This is a genomic window from Rhodopseudomonas palustris (assembly GCF_003031265.1).
GTDB classification, from domain to species: Bacteria; Pseudomonadota; Alphaproteobacteria; order Rhizobiales; family Xanthobacteraceae; genus Rhodopseudomonas; species Rhodopseudomonas palustris_H.
The window spans coordinates 2,520,910-2,543,766 of record NZ_CP019966.1; the positions used below are offsets into that span (position 1 = coordinate 2,520,910).

A 22,857-nucleotide genomic window follows, 5' to 3' on the forward strand; every position below is an offset into this window, starting at 1 on the left:
AAGAAGTCGGCTCCGTGCGGATTCGCGTGTGAATGCCCGTTGAATCATTTGGTGGCGTCCCCCAGTTCACGATTAGTGAACGGGTCCTTATCGAGTCGTCACTTCGATCACCACCATCCCCACGTTAGCGTGGCGCACGATTACCACCGTGTGCAGGCAAACTTCGACACATTACAAAATGGGATGTCTGTTTCGTTACGCGCGCGATTAGTAACGCGCGCAACCGTACCAACTCAATCTTGAGAGATTCTAGTCTCGAGGACGTCGTCGCGCGCGTCATCGCGGTGTTTTGGTTTTGCGTTCTGTGATCGGCCGCCTATGAACGGCAATGCCGTGTAGAGGCAGATCAGGAGGAACGCTGTGAGGTCGTCAACGTGATGCTGTCGTCATTGCGATGGATGAGACCGGCGATCGCCGTGGTGATCGGCGTCTCGGCAATGGCCGGTTCGTCTCGGGCCGCTGAGTTGACCGACCAGCGCGGACGGACCGTTGCCGTCACCACACCGGCGCAGCGGGTGGTGCTCCTGCCGATGCCGGCGCCGTCGACCTACATGGCGATCGATCGTTCGGCCACGCATGTCGCCGGGATGAATCCGGCGTCGGCCACAGCGATGCGCGCCGGCATTCTAAGCCGGATCTTTCCGTCGTTCGATCAGATCCCGACCGGGATCACCCGCGGCGCCGGCGTGGTGCCGAATGTCGAGGCGATCATGGCGCTGCATCCGGACGCGGTGCTGCAATGGGCGACCTCCGGGGACGAGCCGATCGCGATGCTCGATCGCGCCGGCCTCACAGTGCTGGGCCTGCGCTACGGCGGCCAGGACGAGGTCGAGGGCGCGATCCTGATGATGGGGCGGCTCGCAGGGCAGGAGCCGCGTGCGGGCAGGATCGTCGAGCGGCAGCGGCAACGGCAGGACGTGCTCGCGGCGACCTTCAGAGCAACGCCGGAGGCCGAGCGGCCGCGGGTGCTGCATTTGTCACGCGCCTCGGACTCGTTTGCCGTCGCTGGTCGCGACACCTACACGGACTTCGTCATCCGCACCGCCGGCGGACGCAATGCGGCCGGCGAGATCGGCGGTAGTCGCACGGTCACGCTCGAGCAACTGCTGGTGTGGAATCCCGATGTCATTCTGCTCGGCAATTTCGACAGCGCGATGCCGGCTGATCTTTATCGCGATCCACGGCTGCAGGGCATTGCGGCGATCAAGCAGCGCCGTGTGTATCGCGTGCCGCTCGGCGGGTATCGCTGGGACCCACCGAGCCACGAGTCGGCGCTGGCATGGACATGGCTCGCGAAACTACTGCATCCGGATCGGCTGACGACTGATCTGCGCACCGAGATGCGGGACTGGTACAGCTTCCTCTACGATCACGCGCTGGCCGATGCCGAGATCGATGCCATTCTGCAGACGCCGCAGAACGACGCGTCCGCCGGCTACGCCCGGTTTGCGGTCGCGCGATGAGTACGCTCGACACTGCCGCCGTGCGGCCCGGACATCCTACCGCGACATCTTTGATAGCCGCCGCGCTCGTTCTGCTGCCGATCGTGACGGCGCTGCTCTGTCTGTCGGCGGGCCGCTACCACGTGCCGGCCGCGCATGTGTTCGGCATTTTGCTGCACGAGCTGTTTGCTCGGTTCGGTCTCGATGCAGCGAACTGGTTGCCGGCGGGGTGGGGCGCTGCGAGTTGGACACCGACGGAGCGGATTGTTGTCACGACGGTGCGATTGCCGCGGGTGCTGATGGCCGGCATTGCCGGCGCCGGGCTGGCGCTGTCCGGCGCGGTGCTGCAGGGCATGTTCCGCAACCCGCTGGTCGGCCCGCAAACCATCGGTGCCGCATCCGGTGCCTCGCTCGGCGGCGTGGTTGCGATCCTGTTGTTCGGCTTCGGCCTGCCGGTGCATCTCGGCGCGTTCGCCGGCGCGGCGATCGCGCTCGCCGCAGTGCTGATCGTTCACCGCGGCGACGGCGTCTCGCCGGTGCTGACGCTGGTGCTCGCCGGCGTGGTGATCGGGGCGTTTTGCAGCGCGCTGGTCGGGTTTGTCACCTTCATCGCCGATCCCGAGGTGAAGTTGCCCGGCATTGTGTTCTGGCTGCTCGGCAGCTTCGCGGCATCGAGCTGGCCGAACCTGGCGCTGCTGGCGACGTGTACCATCCTGGGCGGCGGCGTGATGCTGGCGATGCGCTGGCGCGTCAACGTGCTGTCGCTCGGCGACGAAGAAGCCCGGACGCTCGGTGTCGAGCCCGGACGCGACCGGGTGATCCTGCTCGGCGCCACCTGCCTTGCAATCTCGGCGCAGGTCGCGGTCTCCGGCACGATCGGCTGGGTCGGACTGGTGATCCCAAATCTAGTGCGCATGGTGGTCGGGGCGGATCATCGCCGGCTGCTGCCGGTGTCGGCGGTCGCGGGCGCCGCCTTCCTGATGGCGGCCGACACGCTGGCACGGGATCTGTCGGCGGCTGAAATTCCGGTCGGCATCGTCACCGCGATCGTCGGCACGCCGGTGTTCGCGTGGCTGCTGCGCCGGCATGCAAGAGGACAGACGGCATGATCCAAGTGGAGCAGGCGGGGCATTGGTTTCGCCCGGAGCAGTGGCTGTTTCGCGATCTGTCATTCGCGATCGCCGAGGGTGAGGCCGCCGCAATCCTTGGGCCGAACGGCTGCGGCAAGACCACGTTGCTGCGCGCGCTCGCGGCGACGTTGGCGTTGAAGCACGGCCGGATCAACGTCGACGGCATCGTCGGCGTTGTGCCGCAGGCGCTACGCGGCGATGTCGGCTATCGGGTGATCGACATGGTGCTGCTCGGGCGCAGCCGCTATCTCGGCCGGTTCGGCGCGCCGGGGCGGCGCGATCTCACCCGCGCCGAAGCTTGTCTCGAGGCGGTCGGCATCGCCGATCTCGCCGAACGGCGCTACGACCGGCTCAGCGGCGGCCAGCGCCAGCTCGTGCTGTTCGCCCGCGCGCTCGCCGGCGATTGCAGGGTGCTGCTGCTCGACGAGCCGGCCTCGGCGCTCGATCTTGCCAATCAGGGCGTGGTGCTGCGGCTGATCCGGCGCCTGGTGCGCGACGACGGCATGACCGTGGTATTCACCACGCATCATCCCGATCATGCGCTCGCGGTTGCCGACAAGGTGCTGATGATGGCCGGCGAGCCGGTGTTCGGTCCCGCCGATCGCGTGCTCGACGAGGCCAATCTGGCGCGTCTTTACGGCGTGCCGGTGCGCCGTGTCACCATCGAGGCGGATGGCGAGCGCATCGAGGCGACCGTGCCGGTGCACCGGCTGACGGGCGTCGATGCGCCGCCTCCGCGGCTATGATCGCGCGGTGGCTTGCGCCCAGCGCAGGAAGCCGTCGAGAAACCGCGTCGTCGCCGGCATGAACCGGCTGCCGTGGTGATAGAACGGGTCAAGCGTTGAGACGATCAGCCGGCCCGGCGTGGTGACGCGATCATCATAGAGCAGCGCGCCGCCGGGATCACGGCCGTCGCGATCGTCCGGCACGGTGACGAGCGCCTGCGCGCCGTCCGGCGGAAACAGCACGCCGTGAATGTGCCAGATCGTCGACTCCGCCGGCACGTAGCTGAAGATCTCGTGATCGGGCGCCACGATCTGGTGCGGCGGCTTTTGCGCGGGATCGAGCCACCACCAGAAGTTGGTCGGCCGTCCGGCGCTGCGCACGCCCGGCGCCCAGGTCTCGGCTTCGCTCTCGCCGAGCACCACCAGCGTGTTACCGCGGGCGAGAAAGTCGGTGAGCAGCGGCTGGTGACGGCGCATCACATCGGGATTGGTGCGATCGGGGATGATCAGCAGCGTCGGTTCAGCGAGATCGGCGGCGGTGAGCGCCGGCGCGTAAATCGCGCGATCGAAGCGATCGCGGAAACGGTCGCCGAAGATGGTCTCGTGATGATAGTACGTGCCGCTATCGAGCACTGCGACGGTCATGAGCGCGCCTCCACCAGCCAGGACATCAGCTGCGGCAGCAGGCGACGGCTCGAGTCGTCGCCGCCGAAGCTCCACAGATCATTGCCGCCGTGCATCAGCACCTCGCCGCGGCCGTGGTGATAGATGAAGTCGAGCGGACGCGCCTCCGGTCCCATCGTGTGGATCACGGTCGCGCCCTCCGGTGGGCTATGCCAAGCATGGCCGTAGAAGCCGGCGACGCCGCGCCGGAAGATGAGATCCTCGAGCGCGACGCCATCCCAAATCGGATGCGCCTGCGCGCGTGCGATGGTCAGATCGCCGAGGCTGCCGCCGCCGAGCGGCTGCACCGGCGACAAGCCGGGCAGGAACGGGTGGGCGATATGGCCGCTGACGACGGCGATGCCGCCGGCCGCGACGTAATCGCCGAGCAGTGCCGCGTTGGCCTGCAGGAAGCGCTGGTCCATGTGCATGCCGATCAGCAGCGCATCAGCGCCGTCGAGCAGCGCGGCGTCGAGGGCGTAGAGATCGACATCGCGGATGGTGCAGGGAAGGCCTTGGAGCCGTTCGGCCCAGCCGGCCGACGAGGTCTTGTGACCGCAGGAGAACCGGATGATGGTTTTCATCGCGTGCTCCGATTACAGCCGGTCGAACAGCGCGTCGGGCGACTTGGCCAGCACAGCATCGGCGACGCTGCGCTTCAGCGCGGAGAGCTCCACATTCTCTGCATCGCTCCGTGCCGCACCGCGCCCGATCAGCTCGAAGAACCGTTCCGGCACCGCGCCCTGACGTAGCGCGACGCCGACAGTCTGCTCACCCACCGAAACCCGCCAGCTGTAAGACATGTCGGCGCCCGGACACAGCCGCGCATGCGGCAGCGAGCGGTCGACGGTGTAGACGCCGCGCGTCACCGCGCGGGTGACGAATTCGAAAGCGTCGCGCACGCCCGGACCGGGATGTCCGCTGACCACGCTGATCTCGGAGCGTCGCAGCGGACGCTGCGGTGACAGCGCCGGCAGTACCAGGCGGAGCGCCTGAAACGTCACTGCGAGCATCGCCAGTGCGCTCTGGCCGTGATACGCGGCGAGCATATCGAAGTGAATGTCGATGAGATCTTCTTCGCCTTCGATGCTCAGCATCGGGCGGATCTCGGCAGGTGTCGTCATGATGAGCTGTCTTCTCCGGCGTAAGTCACGCGAGATATCGCTTCGCGTAACAACAACGCCCGAGGGGCGGCAATCGCTGTCGCTCGCGCGCCGCGTGCAGCGGCTCCTGTGAATGAGCCTAACTACTTCGCCGAACACATCTCTTCGGCGTATTTAGAATTGCCAGAAATTCGCAAGTGCCGAGAGCAGAGTGGCGTGTGTTGGTACGTTACGTACCAAATGCGTGAATGTGCTCGGCCTCAAGCGGCGCATGCCTGCGACAATGACGCACATGTGATCAGCGGATCAAAAGATCGATCCCGATCTGCTTGGTCTGATCACGTGGGCTGCTGTCCCAATCTTTAGCCATTGCGTCCATGTCAGGGCAGGTGTTCGCAGTTGGTTCTTCCCGATCGTTTGCGGCGGCGATGTCGCATCGGCTAAGAGATCGGGTGGGGGCAGGAGAATCGCGGTCGCTGCACTCCCGGCTCTGTGACGTTGTCACCGCAACGTCAGGTTGATTGTGGGAGAACAGCCGCGATGGAAGCGACTCACCAGGATGGGTGAAGCTGCCGGTCGGCGCCTGCGGCGACCGGAACGATCAAAAGGACCTGCAAAGATGAAATTGAGAATTGCTACTATCGCCGGACTGGTTGTGCTGGGCAGCGGCTTCGCGATCGCGCAGACCGACGCCATCGCGCAGCGCAAGGCGATCTTGAAGCAGATGGGCGAGGCCACCAAGCCGATCGCCGCGATGCTGAAGGGCGAGGCGAAGTTCGACCAGGCAGTGGTGCAGAAGTCGCTGGCCGCGATTGCAGACGACTCGAAGAAGCTGCCGGCGCTGTTCCCGGCCGATTCCAAGACCGGTGGCGACACCGCGGCGCTGCCGAAGATCTGGGAAGACAAGGCGAAGTTCGACGACCTTTTCGCCAAGCTGGCCGCTGCGGCCACCGCGGCGCAGGGCACGATCAAGGATGAAGCCTCGCTCAAGGCGAACATCGGCGGCGTGCTCGGCAACTGCAAGTCGTGCCACGACGACTTCCGCGCCAAGAAGAGCTAAGACATGAACGAAGCGAGCGTCGTCGCCTGGGACGGGCCCACGCGCGTCTTCAAGTGGGCGCTCGTCTTCGTCGTCCTCGATGGCTGGATCAGCAACACCTATGGCGGGGCCTATCCTGCCTGGCACAAGCTCAACGGCTACACCGCGCTGGTGCTGATCGTCTTCCGTATCCTGTGGGGCTTCGTCGGCGGTTCGACCGCACGGTTCGGCAGCTTCGTGGCGATGCCGGGCAAGGTGCTGGCCTATATCGCCGACAAGAAGAAGTTTCTCGGCCACAATCCGCTCGGCGGATGGATGGTGGTGGCGCTGCTGGCTCTGGTGTTCGCGATGGCGATCAGCGGGCTGTTCTCGGCCGATGAAGATCGTCTGATCATCGAGGGCCCGCTCGCCAAGACTGTGGCTGATGCCACCGTCGACACCGCTGCGCTGTGGCACCGGCGGATATTCACCGCGATCGAGGTGTTCGTCGCGGTCCACGTCGCCGCCAACGTGATCTACGCGGTCACCAGCCGCGAGCCGCTGATCCAGGCGATGATCACCGGCCGCAAGCCGGCCGACAGCTATGCGGATATGCCGGCAGCCGAGCCCGGCCCCTGGGGCCGAGCATTCGCCTGCCTGCTGGTGGCAGCGTTCGTGGTGCTGGCACCGATCTACGTGATCGCGGGACGGCTGCTGTAACGCGTGCGGAGCTTAAGCTCCGCGAGGTCTCACCGTCCGCACCACACCGGCGGGCGTTTGCTGAGGAAGGCATCGATGCCTTCCTTGGCGTCTTCGGCCTGAAGGTTCTTCGCCATCACCTGACTGGTGTAAGTGTAGGCGTCCGCCAGCGACAATTCGGCCTGGCGGTAGAACGCCTCTTTGCCGATCGCCAGCGTCAGCGGGGATTTGCTCGCGATCTGCCGCGCGAACGCGAGGGTGCGCTGCTCGAGCTCGGCGGCGGGAACGACCTCGTTGATCAGGCCGAACCGGAACGCAGTTTCAGCATCGATCAGATCGCCGGACAGCAGCATCTGCATCGCGTGCTTGCGTGTGAGATTGCGCGACAGCGCCACCATCGGGGTCGAGCAGAACAGCCCGATGTTCACGCCTGGCGTTGCGAACCGCGCATCGTCAGCGGCGAAGGCGAGATCGGCGCTGGCGACCAGCTGGGCGCCGGCGGCGGTGGCGACGCCATGGACGCGCGCGATCACCGGCTTCGGCAAATGAACGATCGTCTGCATCACCTCGGCGCAGGCAGCGAACAGGCTGTCGACATAGCCGGGGTCGTAGTTGCCGGCGCGCAGCTCCTTCAGGTCATGACCGGCGCAGAAGGCCGGGCCGGAGCCCGCGACGATCAGCACCTGCACGCTGGCGTCGGCGGCGATGTCGGCCACCGCCGCGCGTAGCGCCTCCAGCATCCCCTGCGACAGCGCGTTGCGCGCCTGCGGCCGGTTCAACGTCAGCGTGGTGACGCCATCATCGTCGGCACGCAGCACGTAAGGAGTGTCGGTCATCGGAAGTCCTCGTTGTCGGGCGTGCTAGTGCTTGCGCAGCGCGCCGGTCTCATCGACCTTGCGCAGGTTCGCAAGCTCTTCGGCGGTCGGCTCGGCGATCATGTGGGCGGTGGGCGACACCTTCAGGTCCCAGCCGGTGTGGGCCTTGATCTCGTCGACGCTGGAGAACGCGAACCAGCCGTCGAGTTGAAACTCCTTGGTCTCCGGATCTGGCCGCAGAATTCCCAGCGTGGTGATGATCGCCGATGGTCCGCCGCCGACGAAGCCGAACCGCTCGCGCGCGTTGCCGCCGTCGAGATAGCCTGGCGAACTCAGATAGGTGACCTTCTCGGCAAAGCGCTTGGGTTCGTGCGTCACCATGATGATGAAGCGCTTGGCGCCGCAGGCGATGTCGTTGGCGCCGCCGGCGCCGGGCAGGCGGATCTTGGGCGGACGATAGTGCGTGCCGATCTCGTCGTCCCAGATGCCGGTGGTGTTGACATTGCCGAACTTGTCGACCTGCGCCGCGCCGATCACGCCGACGTCGCATCGTCCTGAGGCGACCAGGAAGCCGAGCGCGTCGATCGCCGAGGTGAAGCTGGTGGCGTTGGTCGAGATGCGATTGCACTCGATGCCCCAGGGCAGGCCGCCGACCGGCGTCGCGCCATAGACGCCGCCCTCGGTCATCGTCCGCAGATGCGGCGCATGATTGGCCTGGGCGAAGTAACCGGCCAGCATCGACAGGCCGACGCCGAAGATCGCCAGCTCGCCGTCCTTCACTTCGCGCCCCGTGGCGATCGCCATCATCTCCTGGCGGGAATAGTCCAGTGTCTCGCTCATGCTGCGACCTCCTGGGCGGACAACGCGGCCACCTCGTCGGGCGGCAATATCCAGCGCCGATACGGATCGAGCAGGAAGCTGGTGGTGCTGTTGCGTAGTTCGGCGATCTTGTCGCGGCCGATCATGTCGAGATAGCTGTCGATGTCGTGATAGCTGGTGACGAAGTCCCGGATGTAGGCGGCGGTGCCGTCTTCGCTGCCGAGCGCCTTGTTCATGAACTTCATGTGTGCTTCGTCAACGTCGTACATGCCGGGCGAGCTTTGCGGCCAGGCCGCGAACGGCCAATGCACCACAGCCTCGACGACGAGATCCGGAATCCGCACCAGGTTCGGATATTGGCGGATGCAATCGGTGTCGACGATCGCATCCGCAATGATAATCACCTTCTTGGCTGCGCGGGACAGCTCGACCCGGCTCCATTCGGTGCCGAGCATGATCGAGTTGCCGTACGGATCGGCGAGGGTGACGTGGATCGCCGCCAGATCCGGCTTCAGCGGACTGAACGCGCCGATCTCGCGGCCGGTGAACGGATCGACCACGGTCGGGATCTTGTGCTTGCTCGGATAATCGTCGGGCGCGAAGGCGCTGCGATACTGCAGATCGGAGCCGATGTTCACGGTAGCCGGGACGAACGGCCAGTTCAAAGCGCCGCCGAGCAGCCGCAGCGGCAATCCGAGGTTGGAGTAGTCTTCGAGCGCCATGTGGCCGCTCTCGACTGCGCGGCGCAGGCCGTTTGCGAAGCCGAACACTTCCAGAGCCGAGAAGCCGCATTCCGCCTTGGTGACCACACCGGCGGCGGCCAGCAGGTTCAATTGCTGGCTGTTGCAGTGAAAGATAGCGTGCAGGTCGCGCCGGCCCTGGCGCAGCAATTCGCGTCCAAAGATGATGGCGTCGGATCCGATCGGCAACGCAGCGCCGCTGGCATACTGCATCCCGTCCCAGCTATAGCGTCGCACTGCCTCTTGCAGCGAGATCAGCCTTGTCTGCGCCATCTGCTCCCCGATGTGGTTCGTGTCGTTGCCGGTGTTATGTCGCAGTTGGGTCGTCGGTGGAAGCCATCGCCACGGCATGCAGCTGCGGCGGATTTGACGTCCGCCGCAGCCGGCTCAGTGCCATCTCAATCGAGCTTGGCGCCCGAAGCTTCCACGACCTTGCCCCAGCGCGCATAGTCTTCGTGAATGACCTTAGTGAAGGCCTCCGGGGTCGAGGGGATGGCGTCGAGGCCTTGCGCGGCGAGACGGTCGCGGACATCCGGCAATTTCGCCAGCGCGTTGATCTCGGTGTTCAGCCGCGCCACGATGTCCTTCGGCGTGCCGGCGGGAACGACGATGCCGAACCAGGACGACACCACGAATTCCGGCAGTCCGGCTTCCGCAGCGGTTGGCACGTTGGGCAGCAGCGGTGAACGGGTGCGGCTGGTGATCACCAGCCCCTTGACCTTGCCGGATTTCACCTGCGGCGCGAGGATGGTCAGCGTGTCGAACGAGAGATTGACCTGGCCGCCGAGCAGGGCCTGGATCGCGGGCGCGCTGCCCTTGAACGGCACGTGCAGCAGGTCGGTGCCGGTGAGGTTCTTGAACAGCTCGCCGCTGAGATGACACAGCGTGCCGTTGCCGCACGACGAGTAGGTGAGTTTGCCCGGCTCCTTCTTGGCCGCCGCGATCAGATCTTTCAGCGAGGTGGCAGGCGTGTCGGCGCTGGCGCCGATCACGTAAGGCACTTCCGCCACCAGCGACACCGGCGCGAAGCTCTTGAACGGATCGTAAGAGAGCGACTTGTTCAGATGCGGCAGAATGGTGAGCTGACCGGCGGGCGCGAGCGACAGCGTGTAGCCGTCGGCCGCCGCCTTGGCCGCCGCGTCGGCAGCGATCGCGGTGCCGGCGCCGGCCTTGTTCTCGACCACCACCGGCTGCTTCAGCACTTCGCTCAGCTTCTCCGCGACGACGCGTCCGACCGCATCGGCCGCGCCGCCGGGCGGGAACGGCACGATCAGCTTCAGCGGCTTGTTCGGCCAGTCAGCCGGCTGCGCCGCGGCGGGCAGGGCGGCGACGAGAGAAGCGGCAAACGTTGCGCATAGCAGGATGCGGCGAGAGACCGTCGAGGCTGTCATGGGCGTCCTTCATTCCGTGGTGGAGAAATCGAAGAGGGTGGAGGGCGTCGTCGGATCATCGTGAGGCGTGGTGCGTCGGTCAGTCTTCGTGGAAGGCGACCTCGCGCGTCTTCCGGACGCTCGGCAGCACCAGGATGACGATCAGCGCCAGCGCGATCAGCAGCAGCGCGAGGCTCAGTCCGCGGGTGACGAAGACGGTCGGGTTGCCGTGCGCGAGCAGCAGCGCGCGCCGCAGGTTTTCTTCCATCAGCGGGCCGAGCACGAAGCCGAGCAGCAGCGGCGCCGGCTCGCAGTGCAGCTTGATGAACATCCAGCCGAGCAGGCCGAAGCCGACCGCGAACGCGACTTCGATCGTGCTTTGATTGACGCTGTAGATGCCGATGCAGCAGAACACCAGGATCGCCGGATACAGCACGTGATAGGGGACGCGTAGCAGCCGGATCCAGATTCCGATCAACGGCATGTTGAGCAACACCAGCAGCAGATTGCCGATCCACATCGAGGCGATCAGGCCCCAGAACAGTTCGGGCTTTTCCGTCATCACCTGTGGGCCCGGCACGATGCCGTGGATCATCATCGCGCCGACCATCAGCGCCATCACCGCGTTCGGCGGAATGCCGAGCGTCAATAGCGGAATGAACGAGGTCTGCGCGCCGGCATTGTTGGCGGATTCCGGCGCAGCGACGCCTTCGATCGCGCCCTGGCCGAACCGGCTCGGATCCTTCGCCAGCTTCTTCTCGATGGTGTAGGCGGCGAACGAACTCAGGATCGCGCCGCCGCCGGGCAGCACGCCGAGCAGCGAGCCGAGAAACGTGCCGCGCAGCACCGGCTTCCAGGCTGCCTTGAAGTCCGCACGGGTCGGCCAGATGCCGCCGACCGAGGTCGCAAACACGTTGCGCTCGACGCCTTTTTCGAGATTGTGGATGATCTCGGCGATGCCGAACAATCCCATCGACACGACGACGAAGCCGAAGCCATCGGACAATTCCGGGATGCCGAAGCTGTAGCGTTCGGTGCCCGAATTGACGTCGGTGCCGATCAGCCCGAGCAGCAGCCCGAGCACGGTCATCGCCACCGCTTTGGTGAGCGAGCCATTGGCCAGCACCACGGCCGCGACCAGGCCGAGCACCATCAGCGAGAAGTACTCGGCGGGGCCGAACTTCAACGCCAGGTTCGACAGCGGCTCGGCGAGCGCGGCGATCAGCAGCGTTGCCACGGTGCCGGCGAAGAACGAGCCGAGCGCCGCGATGCCGAGAGCGGCCCCGGCGCGGCCCTTGCGTGCCATCGCGTGACCATCGAGGCAGGTGACGACCGAGGAGGATTCGCCGGGCAGGTTGACCAGGATTGCCGACGTCGAGCCACCGTATTGCGCGCCATAATAGATGCCGGCGAGCATGATCAGCGCCGACAGCGGCGGCTGGCCGTAAGTGGCGGGCAGCAGCATCGCGATGGTGGCGACGGGCCCGAGCCCCGGCAGCACGCCGACCAGCGTGCCCAGCGTCACGCCGAGCAGGCAGTAGCCGAGATTGCTGAGCGTCAGCGCTGCTTCGAAGCCGTGGCCGAGTTGACTGAACAGCTCCATCAGAACGGCGTGACCCTGAACGGCAGTCGCAGCCCATAGGCGAAGATCACGACCGAAGCCGACGCCAGAACGAGGCCGGAGGCCGTGACCGAACGCCAGCGTACGTTGGAATTGGCGAGGCTGCTGACGGCGACCACGCCGAATGTCGCGAGCGCGAGGCCAACCGATTCAATCGCCACCGCGAACACCAGAACGCTGGCGGAGATCAGCAGTGCCGGCCGCAGCTTCGGGATCGAAAGGGAGGTGGAGCCTGCCGCTTGCTCCGCGACCGAGTGACGGCGGAATGCGCCGAGGCCGACGACGACGCCAAGGCACGCCAGGATCAGGCCGAGCACAACCGGGAAATACCCAGGACCCATCCGCATCGTCGTGCCGAGCGGGTAGTTGAGCGCGACAACCGCGAATGCAATTCCGAACACAAAGAACGCCGCTCCAGCGGCACCATCGCGATGATCGAGGCGGCGCCGAACCGACATGGGTGCTCCTACAATGTTCGCAGTCAACTAATCGCCGGTGATCGGCGGTATAGATACCGCAAACCTCCAGCCCGAGAGGTCCGCAATGTGTCGTCAAACGGTGCCAGCAGCAATGAAATGCTGTTGTAAAGACTTGGCCGCGACGGGAGGATTTTGGTCGCGTCGTCGGGCTGGCGTGGAAGATCTTTGCGGGCTCTGCCGCGCGATGCGCGCCGGCCTCGCGAGTCATCTTTCAGCGCAAATCAGAGGATACGCCGAGTGAGGCCGGCGAAGGTCCTGCGGAGACGGCCTGCTTTTCGGTGAGCTTGAGTCCGCGAACTAATCGACGTCAGGAGCGATCGCCTCAATGCAATTTCGGTTGGGCGCTCAGACACGGCCGATCAAGCAATGGCGTCGCCGTGCTGCGCGCTTCCGCACAAGATCGCCGAAGACGGGATGTGCCGGGCGTGGTTGCAGTTGTCCGACTGGACCACTCCTGGCCGCGATCTGGTTCTTGATGCGCTCCATCCGTCGTTGCGTGATGGTGCCCTGGTCTGTCCTTTTGGGGGGCGCTCGCCGTGATCGGGGGGAAGCGTCTTGGAATCGTTCAAAATTGAGCGAACGTGCATGGCGGGCAGCAGGCATGCGGTCCGACAGGACGGCGCGATATTTGTGACGGTTGCTTCGCCGTGCCACAAGAGAGAAGAGTTTTGCCGCAGATCGAGGTCGATCGGGGGTGATCATCTCGGTCGGCGCGTGTGAGGAGGCGATAAGTCTACAATGTCCAAGCGTCGTTACAGCGATCCGGCGATACGGCTCTCATGATGCGCCGTCGTTTGCCTTCGCTGATCGCGCTCCGCGCCTTCGAGGCCGTCGGGCGCACCGGCAGCGTTCGCGCCGCCGGAGATGAACTGGCCGTCAGCCATACCGTCGTCTCGCGCCATCTGCAGAACCTGCAGAAATTTCTCGGCGTTGCGCTGGTCCGCGGCGAGGGCCGCGGCGTGATGCTGACCGAAGCCGGCGTCAGCTTTCATGCACAGATCTCGCAGGCTTTCGACATCATCGCGCGCGCCACCACCAGTGCGCGGCCGTCGTCGCTGCCGACGCTGAACATCTGGTGCATTCCGGGCATCGCCAATCGCCTGCTGCTGTCACGCTTGCCGGAATTGACTGGGCCTCCGCGCAACTGGGAGGTGAATCTGCAGCCGACTCTCACCCATCCGGATTTGTCGCGGGCAGAGGCCGACGCCGAGATCGTCTATGCCGACGTGATCGATTCCCGTGGGCCGCTGATGTCGGAAATCCTGGTGCGGCCGCGGGTCTTCCCGGTCGCCAGCCCGGCCTATCTGGCGCGCTATCCGGCAATCACCAGCCTCGAAGATCTGTCGCAGATTGCGCTGATCCACGAAGAATCCACCATGCAATGGACCCGCTGGTTTGAACTCGCGGGCCTCGACGATCTGCCGCCGCTGCGCGGCCAGCGGCTGTGGCATGCCCATCTGGCGATAGAAGCGGCACGGCTCGGACAGGGCGTCGCGCTCGCCAACGACGTGCTGGTCGAAGAAGACCTGCGCTCCGGCGCGCTGGTCGAGGTGATCACATCGTCGGTTTATATGGAGACTTATCAGCTCGTCGCGCTGAAAGAGCGCTGGGACGATCCGGCGATCGTTGCATTGCGCAATTGGCTGAAGCAGGTGCTCGCAGAGCTCGAGTGATGACGTGTGGCTGCGTGTTGAGCGGATCGCTCAACAATGCGCCAGTCTCTGCTCGTAATGGTGCAGCATTTTTCGATTGGTGCATGGAAGTCACCAGACCGAACTTACAAGCTGATTGATTGTCCGAACCGTCACATTAGCGTTGTCATCAGTTCAGGAGAGAGCTGATGACGAATAGTGAATTGCTGACGCGCAGGCAGACGGCTGTCGTGCGGGGCGTCAGCCAAGCGACGCCGGTGTTTGCAGAGCGTGCGCTGAATAGCGAGATCTGGGACGTCGAGGGCAAGCGTTACGTCGATTTCGCCGGCGGCATCGCCGTGCTCAACACCGGCCATTGCCATCCGCGCATTGTCGCGGCGATCCGTGAGCAGCTCGATCGCTTCACCCATACTTGTTTCCAAGTCGCGCCTTATGAAGGCTACATCCGGCTCGCCGAGCGGCTGAATCAGTTGGCGCCGATCAACGGGCCGCTGAAGTCGATCCTGCTGAGCACCGGCGCGGAAGCGACCGAAAATGCGGTCAAGATCGCGCGCGCCGCGACGGGGCGCAGCGGCGTGATCGCATTCACCGGTGGTTTCCACGGCCGCACCGCATTTGCTTCGGCGATGACCGGCAAGGTCATCCCCTACAAGAAGGCGCTCGGTCCGCCGCTGCCGGGCGTCTGGCATGTGCCGTTCCCGGTCGTTGGCGGCGACGTCTCGGTCGAGGATGCGCTGCGCTGCGTACAGTTCGTGTTCAAGGCCGATATCGATGCGTCGCAGGTGGCGGCGATCATCATCGAGCCGGTGCAGGGTGAGGGCGGCTTCCATCAGGCACCGCCCGAGCTGATGCGCGGCCTGCGCAGGCTGTGCGACGAGAACGGCATCGTGTTGATTGCTGACGAAGTGCAGACCGGCTTCGGTCGCACCGGCAAGATGTTCGCGATGGAGCACTACGACGTTCAGGCCGACATCGTCTGCGTCGCCAAGAGCCTTGCCGGCGGTTTGCCGCTGTCGGGCGTGATCGGCCGCGCCGCCATCATGGATGCGGCCGAGCCGGGCGGCCTCGGTGGTACCTATGCGGGCAATCCGCTGGCCTGCGCCGCAGCGCTCGCAGTGCTCGATGTGTTCGAGGAAGAGAACCTGATCGCGCGCGCGAACCAGATCGGCGAGCGGCTGCGCAGCGCGATCGATCGCTTCGCGCTGTCGAACACGCTGGTGCCGACCTCGGTCGCCCGTGGGCCCGGTGCGATGGTGGCATTCGACATTCTCAAGCAGCGCGGCAGCAATGAGCCGGATGCCGAGGCGACCAAGCGGGTGACGCGGCTGGCGTACGAAAACGGCCTGATCCTGCTGTCTTGCGGCACCGCCGCCAACACCATTCGCATCCTTGTGCCGCTGACGGCCTCCGATGCGATCGTCGACGAGGGATTGGCGATCCTGGAGCGCTGCCTCGCCGCTTAGCACAGGGCGCGTCCGCGCCGAGACGGGAATGATCGAGATGCTGATGCCGAGTGATCCCGGCCTGTTGGCCGAGCGCTGCCTTGTTGGCGGCAAGTGGTGTGGTGAGCCGGTCGATGCCGTGTTCAATCCGGCGACCGGTGAGCGCATCGGCGCGGTGCCGCGGTTTGGCACCGACGAGGCCGAGGAGGCGGTGCGCGCCGCCGACATCGCGTTCCGGCAGTGGTCGAAGCTGCTCGCCAAGCAGCGCGCCACCATGCTGCGCGCGTGGTTCGACCAGATCATTGCCAATCGCGACGATCTGGCGCTGCTGCTGACGCGCGAACAGGGCAAGCCGCTCGCCGAAGCGCTCGGTGAAATCGACTACGCGGCCTCGTTCGTCGAGTTCTACGCCGAGGAGGCGCGGCGTATCTACGGCGAGACCATTCCGTCGCACCGCGCCGATGCTCGCACGATGGTGATCCGTCAGCCGGTCGGCGTCGTCGCGGCGATCACGCCGTGGAATTTCCCGGCCGCGATGATCACCCGCAAGGTCGCGCCGGCGCTCGCCGCCGGCTGCACGGTGGTCATCAAGCCGGCGCCGGAAACGCCGCTCACCGCGCTGGCGCTCGGCGTGTTGGCGCAGCGCGCCGGCTTTCCGCCGGGCGTGCTCAACATCATCACCGGCGATGCGCCGGCGATCGGCAAGGCCTGGACCGAGCATCCGACGGTGCGGGCGATCAGCTTCACCGGCTCGACCGAGGTCGGCAAGATCCTGATGCGTCAGGCCGCCTCGACTGTGAAAAAGGTTGCGCTCGAACTCGGCGGCAATGCGCCGTTCATCGTGTTCGACGATGCCGATCTCGATGCCGCGGTCGAAGGCGTGATCGCCTCCAAGTTCCGCAACATGGGGCAGACCTGCGTCTGCGCCAACCGCATCTACGCGCAGGATGGGATCTACGACGCGTTCGTCGAGAAGCTCACCGCCAAGGTGGCGACGCTGCAGGTCGGTAACGGTGTCGACGCCGGTGTGACCCAGGGGCCGCTGATCACGGCCGAGGCGATCGCCAAGGTGGAGCGTCATGTGTCCGACGCGGTCGCCAAGGGGGCCAAGGTCGTGCTCGGCGGCAAACGGCACAAGCTTGGGCGCACCTTCTTCGAGCCGACCGTGCTGGCCGGCGTCACCACCGCGATGCTGATCACGCGCGAAGAGACCTTCGGTCCGGTGGCGCCGGTGTATCGCTTCACCGACGAAGCCGACGTGATCGCGCAGGCCAACGACTCGCCGTTCGGCCTGGCGTCCTACTTCTACGCGCGCGACCTCGGACGCGTATTCCGCGTCGCCGAGGCGCTGGAGTCCGGGATGGTCGGCGTCAACTCGGCGCTGCTCGGCGCCGATGTGGTGCCGTTCGGTGGCGTCAAACAGTCCGGCCTCGGCCGCGAAGGCTCGCGCCACGGCATCGAGGAGTACGTCGAGACCAAGTACATCCTGCTCGGCGGTCTCGATCGCTGATGCTGCCGTCTGCGTAACGACAACTATCAGATCCAGGGGAGACCGAGACGTGGCGACTGAGACATTGACCAAATCGGATGCGATCACAGAAAGCCTGCGGGCGGCGGTCGATCGCAATTTCGACGACCAGGTCGCGTTTCTCCAGCGCATGGTGCAGTTCCGCAGCGTGCGCGGCGAAGAGGCGCCGCAGCAGGCATGGCTGGCGCAGCAGTTCGCCGATCGCGGCTACAAGGTCGACACCTTCAGTCTCGCCGACGTCGATATCGCCAGCCATCCCAAGGCGGCGCCGATGGACACGATCGATCCCGCCGGCTCGATGCAGGTCGTCGCCACCGCGGACAGCGACGGCAAGGGCCGCAGCCTGATCCTGCAGGGCCATATCGACGTGGTGCCCGAAGGCCCGGTCGATCTGTGGAGCGATCCGCCCTATGCGGCGACCGTCCGCGACGGCTGGATGATCGGACGCGGTGCGCAGGACATGAAGGGCGGCGTGTCGGCGATGATCTTCGCGCTCGATGCGATCCGCACCGCCGGATACGCACCCGACGCGCGCGTCCATGTGCAGACCGTGACCGAAGAGGAGAGCACTGGCAACGGCGCGCTCTCGACCCTGATGCGCGGTTATCGTGCCGACGCCTGCCTGATCCCCGAACCGACCGGCCACACCCTGACGCGCGCCCAAGTCGGTGCGGTCTGGTTCCGGCTGCGCGTTCGCGGCACGCCGGTTCACGTCGCTTATTCCGAGACCGGCACCAGCGCGATCCTGTCGGCGATGCATTTGATCCGCGCGTTCGAAGAATACACCAAGGAACTGAACGCCCAGGCGGTGCGCGATCCCTGGTTCGGCCAGGTCAAGAACCCGATCAAGTTCAACGTCGGCATCATCAAGGGCGGCGATTGGGCGAGCTCGACCGCTGCCTGGTGCGAACTCGACTGCCGGCTCGGCCTGCTCACCGGCGATACGCCGCAGGAGGCGATGCGCGGCATCGAGAAGTGTCTGGCCGATGCGCAGGCGACCGACAGCTTCCTGTCCGAGAACCCGGCCGAACTGATCTGGAGCGGCTTCCAGGCGGATCCGGCGGTATGCGAGCCGGGCGGGGAGGCTGAAGACGTTCTCATCGTTGCGCACAAGGCCGCATTCAACGCGCCGCTCGACGCCCGGCTGTCGACCGCGGTCAACGATACCCGCTACTACTCGGTCGACTACGGCATTCCGGCGCTGTGCTACGGACCTTACGGCCAGGGGCCGCATGCGTTCGATGAGCGCATCGATCTGGAAAGCCTGCGCAAGACGACGCTGAGCATTGCGCTGTTCGTCGCCGAGTGGTGCGGGCTGAGGAAGCTGTGATGACAGTCGCGGCTCCGGCGGCGTCCGCCGTGCAATCGATGACGGGAGCGGACCGGCTCTGCGATGCGCTGCTGGCGCACGAGGTCGATGTCTGTTTCGCCAATCCCGGCACGTCGGAGATGCATTTCGTGGCGGCGCTCGACCGGCAGCCGCGGATGAAGTGCATCCTCGGGCTGTTCGAAGGCGTCGTCACCGGCGCCGCCGATGGCTACGCCCGGATGGCCGACCGGCCGGCCGTGACGCTGTTGCATCTCGGCCCCGGCCTCGCCAACGGCCTCGCCAACATGCACAACGCGCGACGCGCGCATTCGCCGATGATCAACATCGTCGGCGATCATGCGGTCGAGCATCTGCCGCTCGATGCGCCGCTGACCAGCGACATCGACTCGCTGGCGCGGCCGATGTCGCGATGGGTCAAGCGGATCGCCGATCCGGTGCGGATCGATCAGGACGTTGCGGACGCGTGGTCGCAGAGCATGGCGCCAGGTATCTCGACGCTGATCCTGCCCGCCGACATGGCGTGGAATGAGCACAGGTATCGTTCGCCGCCGGTGCGCGGCAAGCGTCTGCCGCAGACGCCGCTGGTGCAGGAGACGGTCGTGCGCATCGGCGCCGCGATCCGCACCAAACGCAAGGTAGTGCTGATGCTGTCCGGCGGAGCGCTGCGGGAGCGGCCGCTCCGGATCGCCGACAACATTCGCCGCAGCGCCGGGGTGGAGATCTACGCGCAGGGCGCCAATGGCCGGATCGCACGTGGCCGCGGCCGGGCGCCGATCGCCAAGCTGCCGATGACTCACGAGATCGGTCTCGAGATGCTGCGCGGCGCCGACATGGTGGTGCTGATCGGCGCCAAGGAGCCGGTGTCGTTCTTCGCCTATCCGAACCGGCCGGGCCGGCTGGCACCGCCGAATTGCGAGATCGTCCAGCTCGCCGGGCCCGATCAGGATCTGGTGCAGGCGCTGGAATGGCTCGCCGACGAAGTCAATGCACCGAACGAGCCGGTTGCGATTGCGCCGTTCGCCGTTCCGGCGCCGACGGCGGGGGCCAATGCCGCTCTCACCGTCGACATGGTCAACCGCCTGATCGCTGCTCGGCTGCCGGATCAGGCGATCGTCTGCGATGAGGCGCTGACCTCGTCGGGCTTCTTTGACTATTCGTATGACGCGGCACCGCACGATTATCTGCAGATCACCGGCGGCGCGATCGGGATCGGCATCCCGATGGCAGCCGGCGCTGCGGTGGCGTGTCCGGATCGCAAGGTGATCAACCTGCAGGCCGACGGCAGCGGCATGTACACGGTGCAGGGCCTCTGGACCCATGCCCGCGAAAACCTCGACGTCGTCACCATCGTGTTCTCGAACCGCTCCTACGCCACGCTGTGGGGCGAGATGAGCAAGGTCGGCGCGCAAACACCGGGCCGTAACGCGCAGCGGATGCTGCAGCTCGACCAGCCCGAACTCGATTGGACGAAGATGTCGCAGGGCCTCGGCGTCGAGGCCAGCCGCGCGACCACGTTGTCGGAATTCTCGCGCGCGCTCGATACGGCGCTGGCGCGCCGTGGTCCGTATCTCATCGAGGCGATGGTCTGATGCACAGACCACCTTCGCCTCAATCATTAACGTCCTGGACGACCGACCAGTCCAACATCTCGTAACGCGGGGGCTAGCATGAACAGACGTGAATTCGCCAAACTGGGCCTGATGGCCGGCGCACTCGGCATCGGCGGCATCCCGCTCGGCATCACGCGGGCTGTGGGACAAACCCGCGGCGGCACGCTCAACACCATCATTCAGCCGGAACCGCCGATCCTGGTCACCGCGCTCAACCAGCAGCAGCCGACGCTGACGCTGGGCGGCAAGATCTACGAGAGCCTGCTGCGCTACGATTTCGACCTCAAACCGCTGCCGGGCCTGGCGCAGTCCTGGGAAGTATCGCCAGACAAGCTGACCTACACGTTCAAGCTCTTCCCGAACATCACCTTCCACGACGGCACGCCGCTGACGTCGGAAGACGTGGTGTTCTCGGTGATGAAGATCCTGATCGAGAACCACGCGCGCGCCCGCAACACCTTCTCGCGGATCGACAAGGCCGAGGCGCCGGACCCGCTCACGGTGGTCTTTACGCTGAAGAAGCCGTTCGCGCCGTTCCTCACCGCGTTCGATTGCACCACGGCGCCGATCGTGCCGAAGCACATCTATGACGGCACCGATTATCGCAAAAACCCGGCCAACGCGAAGGCGATCGGCTCCGGCCCGTTCAAGCTGAAGGAATGGGTGCGCGGTTCGCACGTCCATCTGGTCCGGCACGAAGGCTATTATCGTCCGGGAGAGCCGTTCCTCGACGAGATCATCTATCGGGTGATCCCGGATTCCGCGTCGCGCTCGGTGGCGCTGGAGCAGGGGACGGTTCAGCTCACGCAGTGGACCGACGTCGAACTGTTCGAGGTGCCGCGGCTGTCGAAGCTGCCCAACCTGACGATGACCACCAAAGGCTACGAGTTCTTCGCGCCGCATACCTGGCTGGAGATCAACAACCGCATCGCGCCGATGAACGACAAGCGGTTCCGGCAGGCGGTGATGTATGCGATCGACCGCAAGGCGCTGCTGAACCGGATCTATTTCGGCCTCGGCAAGGTCGCCACCGGCCCGGTGTCGTCGAAGACCAAGTTCTACGAAAAGAACGTCAAGGCCTACGACTTCTCGCCCGAGAAGGCGAAGGCATTGCTCGACGAAATGGGGCTGAAGCCTGGCCCCGACGGCAAGCGCGTGACGATTCCCTTCATGGTGTCGCCCTATGGTGAAACCCATCAGCGGACCGCCGAATTCCTGCGGCAGTCGCTCGCTCGCGTCGGCATCGATCTGCAGTTGCAGGGCATCGATGTCGGCGGCTGGGCCGAGAAGTTCAGCAACTGGGACTTCTCGATGACCACGACGACGGTCTATCAGTTCGGCGATCCGGCGCTCGGCGTGTCGCGGAGCTACGTCTCGTCGAACATCCGTAAGGGCATCCTGTTCTCCAACACCTGCGGCTATTCCAATCCGGAAGTCGACCGGCTGTTCGAGGAAGCCGCGACCGCGACATCCGACGACACGCGCCAGGAGCTGTACAGCCAGGTCCAGAAGATCATGGTCGAGGAGGTGCCGGTCGCCTGGCTGCTCGAGATCGAGTATCCCAACTTCATGGACAAGCGGCTGAAGAACGTGGTGACGTCGGCGATCGGCGTGCACGACACCTTCGGGACGGTTTCGTTCGGATGATGGCGCTGGCGCAGTCGATCGGCAGCAGCCGCGGTGTGGCGATCGCTTTGGCGGTCGTCCGCTGGGCCGTCCGCTTCGTGGCGGTGGTCCTGGTGATCGCCACCTTCAACTTCATGCTGGTGCATGCGGCGCCCGGTGACCCCGCGCAGGTGATGGCCGGGCAGAGCGGGGCGGCCGACGAGCAGATGCTGACCAAGCTGCGTGCCGAATACGGCCTCGATCAGCCGTATCCGGTGCAGCTCGCGATCTACCTGAAGCGGATCGTGACGCTGGACCTCGGCTATTCCTATCGGCAGCAGCGCACCGTGCTGTCGCTGATCGCCGAGCGCCTGCCGGCGACGCTGCTGCTCACCTGCAGTGCGTTCCTGCTGTCGCTCGCGGTCGGTGTTTCGCTCGGCACACTCGCCGGCGTCCGCGCCGGCAAATGGTCGGACACGGCGCTGACCGTGGTGTCGCTGTTCCTGTACGCGATGCCGGTGTTCTGGCTCGGCCTGATGCTGGTGCTGCTGTTCTCGGTGCACCTCGATTGGCTGCCGGCGTTCGGCTACGTCACCATCGGCGTGCAGATGACGCCGTTCGAACGGATCCGGGACATTGCCGCGCACCTGGTGCTGCCGGTGGTCTCGCTCGGCGCCGTGCATCTAGCGATCTATGCGCGGTTGATGCGCTCCGCGGTGATCGACGTCGCGCACCAGGATTTCATCAAGACGGCGCGTGCCAAGGGGCTGAAGCGCGGCCAGATCATCATTCGCCACATGCTGCGCAATGCCGTGCTGCCGGTCGTCACCGTCGCCGGCATGCAGGCCGGTACACTGGTCGGCGGCGCGGTGGTGATCGAAACCGTATTCGCCTGGCCAGGTCTGGGCCGGCTCACCTTCGATGCGGTGCTGCAGCGGGACTATCCGCTGATGCTCGGCATCTTCCTGGTGATGTCGGTGATCGTCATCTCGCTGAATCTGATCACTGACGCGATCTACCGGATCGTCGATCCGCGCGTCTCCTTGCGTGCAGCGGCCTAAGCGGA

21 protein-coding genes are annotated in these 22,857 nt (G+C 65.5%); 12 read left to right on the top strand and 9 right to left on the bottom strand.

Going from position 1 to position 22,857, the window contains the following annotated elements:
- Positions 1-398 precede the first annotated feature (398 nt).
- The 3 genes from RPPS3_RS11610 to RPPS3_RS11620 are packed head-to-tail and all read left to right on the top strand — an operon-like array spanning position 399 to position 3,318.
- Positions 399-1,463 (top strand): ABC transporter substrate-binding protein, encoded by a 1,065-nt coding sequence (locus RPPS3_RS11610; RefSeq protein WP_234820189.1) that lies wholly within the window; start codon positions 399-401, stop codon positions 1,461-1,463.
- A complete protein-coding gene (locus tag RPPS3_RS11615) occupies positions 1,460-2,551 on the top strand; it encodes a FecCD family ABC transporter permease (protein ID WP_107344217.1) in 1,092 nt (363 codons plus the stop codon). Before RPPS3_RS11610 ends, RPPS3_RS11615 begins: the two co-directional genes overlap by 4 nt.
- Entirely contained in the window at positions 2,548-3,318 is a 771-nt protein-coding gene (locus tag RPPS3_RS11620) for an ABC transporter ATP-binding protein (protein WP_107344218.1), read from the top strand. Before RPPS3_RS11615 ends, RPPS3_RS11620 begins: the two co-directional genes overlap by 4 nt.
- Here the strand turns inward: RPPS3_RS11620 and RPPS3_RS11625 are convergent.
- The 3 genes from RPPS3_RS11625 to RPPS3_RS11635 are packed head-to-tail and all read right to left on the bottom strand — an operon-like array spanning position 3,313 to position 5,084.
- Positions 3,313-3,942 (bottom strand): hypothetical protein, encoded by a 630-nt coding sequence (locus RPPS3_RS11625; RefSeq protein ID WP_107344219.1) that lies wholly within the window; start codon positions 3,940-3,942, stop codon positions 3,313-3,315. The genes RPPS3_RS11620 and RPPS3_RS11625 overlap by 6 nt on opposite strands.
- Positions 3,939-4,544 carry a hypothetical protein gene (locus tag RPPS3_RS11630; protein ID WP_107344220.1) on the bottom strand — a complete coding sequence of 202 codons (606 nt, stop codon included), beginning with the start codon at positions 4,542-4,544 and terminating at the stop codon, positions 3,939-3,941. Before RPPS3_RS11630 ends, RPPS3_RS11625 begins: the two co-directional genes overlap by 4 nt.
- Positions 4,545-4,556: 12 nt before the next feature.
- Positions 4,557-5,084 (bottom strand): hypothetical protein, encoded by a 528-nt coding sequence (locus tag RPPS3_RS11635; RefSeq protein WP_107344222.1) that lies wholly within the window; start codon positions 5,082-5,084, stop codon positions 4,557-4,559.
- Positions 5,085-5,682: 598 nt separating this feature from the next.
- Here RPPS3_RS11635 and RPPS3_RS11640 point away from each other — a divergent pair.
- Entirely contained in the window at positions 5,683-6,123 is a 441-nt protein-coding gene (locus tag RPPS3_RS11640) for a c-type cytochrome (RefSeq protein ID WP_107344224.1), read from the top strand.
- Positions 6,124-6,126: 3 nt separating this feature from the next.
- Positions 6,127-6,801: a cytochrome b/b6 domain-containing protein gene (locus RPPS3_RS11645; protein ID WP_107344225.1), complete on the top strand. Its 675-nt coding sequence runs from the start codon at positions 6,127-6,129 to the stop codon at positions 6,799-6,801.
- 29 nt (positions 6,802-6,830) lie between these two features.
- Here RPPS3_RS11645 and RPPS3_RS11650 read toward each other — a convergent pair whose 3' ends face one another.
- The 6 genes from RPPS3_RS11650 to RPPS3_RS11675 form a co-directional block, all read right to left on the bottom strand.
- Entirely contained in the window at positions 6,831-7,616 is a 786-nt protein-coding gene (locus RPPS3_RS11650) for an enoyl-CoA hydratase (protein WP_107344227.1), read from the bottom strand.
- 24 nt (positions 7,617-7,640) lie between these two features.
- The gene (locus RPPS3_RS11655) at positions 7,641-8,435 is read right to left on the bottom strand and encodes a CoA-transferase subunit beta (protein WP_107344228.1); all 795 of its coding nucleotides are present in this window, start codon (positions 8,433-8,435) and stop codon (positions 7,641-7,643) included.
- Complete coding sequence (locus tag RPPS3_RS11660; protein WP_107344230.1) at positions 8,432-9,427, bottom strand: CoA transferase subunit A; 996 nt, start codon at positions 9,425-9,427, stop codon at positions 8,432-8,434. Before RPPS3_RS11660 ends, RPPS3_RS11655 begins: the two co-directional genes overlap by 4 nt.
- A 125-nt stretch (positions 9,428-9,552) precedes the next feature.
- The gene (locus tag RPPS3_RS11665; protein WP_107344231.1) at positions 9,553-10,545 is read right to left on the bottom strand and encodes a tripartite tricarboxylate transporter substrate binding protein; all 993 of its coding nucleotides are present in this window, start codon (positions 10,543-10,545) and stop codon (positions 9,553-9,555) included.
- Positions 10,546-10,624: 79 nt separating this feature from the next.
- On the bottom strand, positions 10,625-12,127 hold the full coding sequence (locus tag RPPS3_RS11670; RefSeq protein WP_107344233.1) for a tripartite tricarboxylate transporter permease: 1,503 nt from the start codon (positions 12,125-12,127) through the stop codon (positions 10,625-10,627).
- Complete coding sequence (locus tag RPPS3_RS11675; protein WP_107344235.1) at positions 12,127-12,603, bottom strand: tripartite tricarboxylate transporter TctB family protein; 477 nt, start codon at positions 12,601-12,603, stop codon at positions 12,127-12,129. The genes RPPS3_RS11670 and RPPS3_RS11675 overlap by 1 nt, the downstream gene beginning before the upstream one ends.
- 800 nt (positions 12,604-13,403) lie before the next feature.
- Between RPPS3_RS11675 and RPPS3_RS11680 the strand changes: the two genes are divergently transcribed.
- The 7 genes from RPPS3_RS11680 (at position 13,404) to RPPS3_RS11710 (ending at position 22,852) form a co-directional block, all read left to right on the top strand.
- On the top strand, positions 13,404-14,297 hold the full coding sequence (locus RPPS3_RS11680) for a LysR substrate-binding domain-containing protein (protein ID WP_107344237.1): 894 nt from the start codon (positions 13,404-13,406) through the stop codon (positions 14,295-14,297).
- A gap of 167 nt (positions 14,298-14,464) precedes the next feature.
- Positions 14,465-15,739, top strand: a complete 1,275-nt coding sequence (gene gabT, locus RPPS3_RS11685; RefSeq protein WP_107344239.1) for a 4-aminobutyrate--2-oxoglutarate transaminase — start codon at positions 14,465-14,467, stop codon at positions 15,737-15,739.
- Positions 15,740-15,776: 37 nt separating this feature from the next.
- Entirely contained in the window at positions 15,777-17,228 is a 1,452-nt protein-coding gene (locus RPPS3_RS11690; RefSeq protein ID WP_107344241.1) for an NAD-dependent succinate-semialdehyde dehydrogenase, read from the top strand.
- A gap of 49 nt (positions 17,229-17,277) precedes the next feature.
- Positions 17,278-18,576: an ArgE/DapE family deacylase gene (locus tag RPPS3_RS11695; protein ID WP_107344243.1), complete on the top strand. Its 1,299-nt coding sequence runs from the start codon at positions 17,278-17,280 to the stop codon at positions 18,574-18,576.
- On the top strand, positions 18,576-20,165 hold the full coding sequence (locus tag RPPS3_RS11700; protein WP_107344245.1) for an acetolactate synthase large subunit: 1,590 nt from the start codon (positions 18,576-18,578) through the stop codon (positions 20,163-20,165). Before RPPS3_RS11695 ends, RPPS3_RS11700 begins: the two co-directional genes overlap by 1 nt.
- A 78-nt stretch (positions 20,166-20,243) precedes the next feature.
- Positions 20,244-21,833 (top strand): ABC transporter substrate-binding protein, encoded by a 1,590-nt coding sequence (locus RPPS3_RS11705; protein ID WP_107344247.1) that lies wholly within the window; start codon positions 20,244-20,246, stop codon positions 21,831-21,833.
- The gene (locus RPPS3_RS11710; protein WP_107344249.1) at positions 21,830-22,852 is read left to right on the top strand and encodes an ABC transporter permease; all 1,023 of its coding nucleotides are present in this window, start codon (positions 21,830-21,832) and stop codon (positions 22,850-22,852) included. The genes RPPS3_RS11705 and RPPS3_RS11710 overlap by 4 nt, the downstream gene beginning before the upstream one ends.
- The last annotated feature ends 5 nt before the right edge of the window (positions 22,853-22,857 follow it).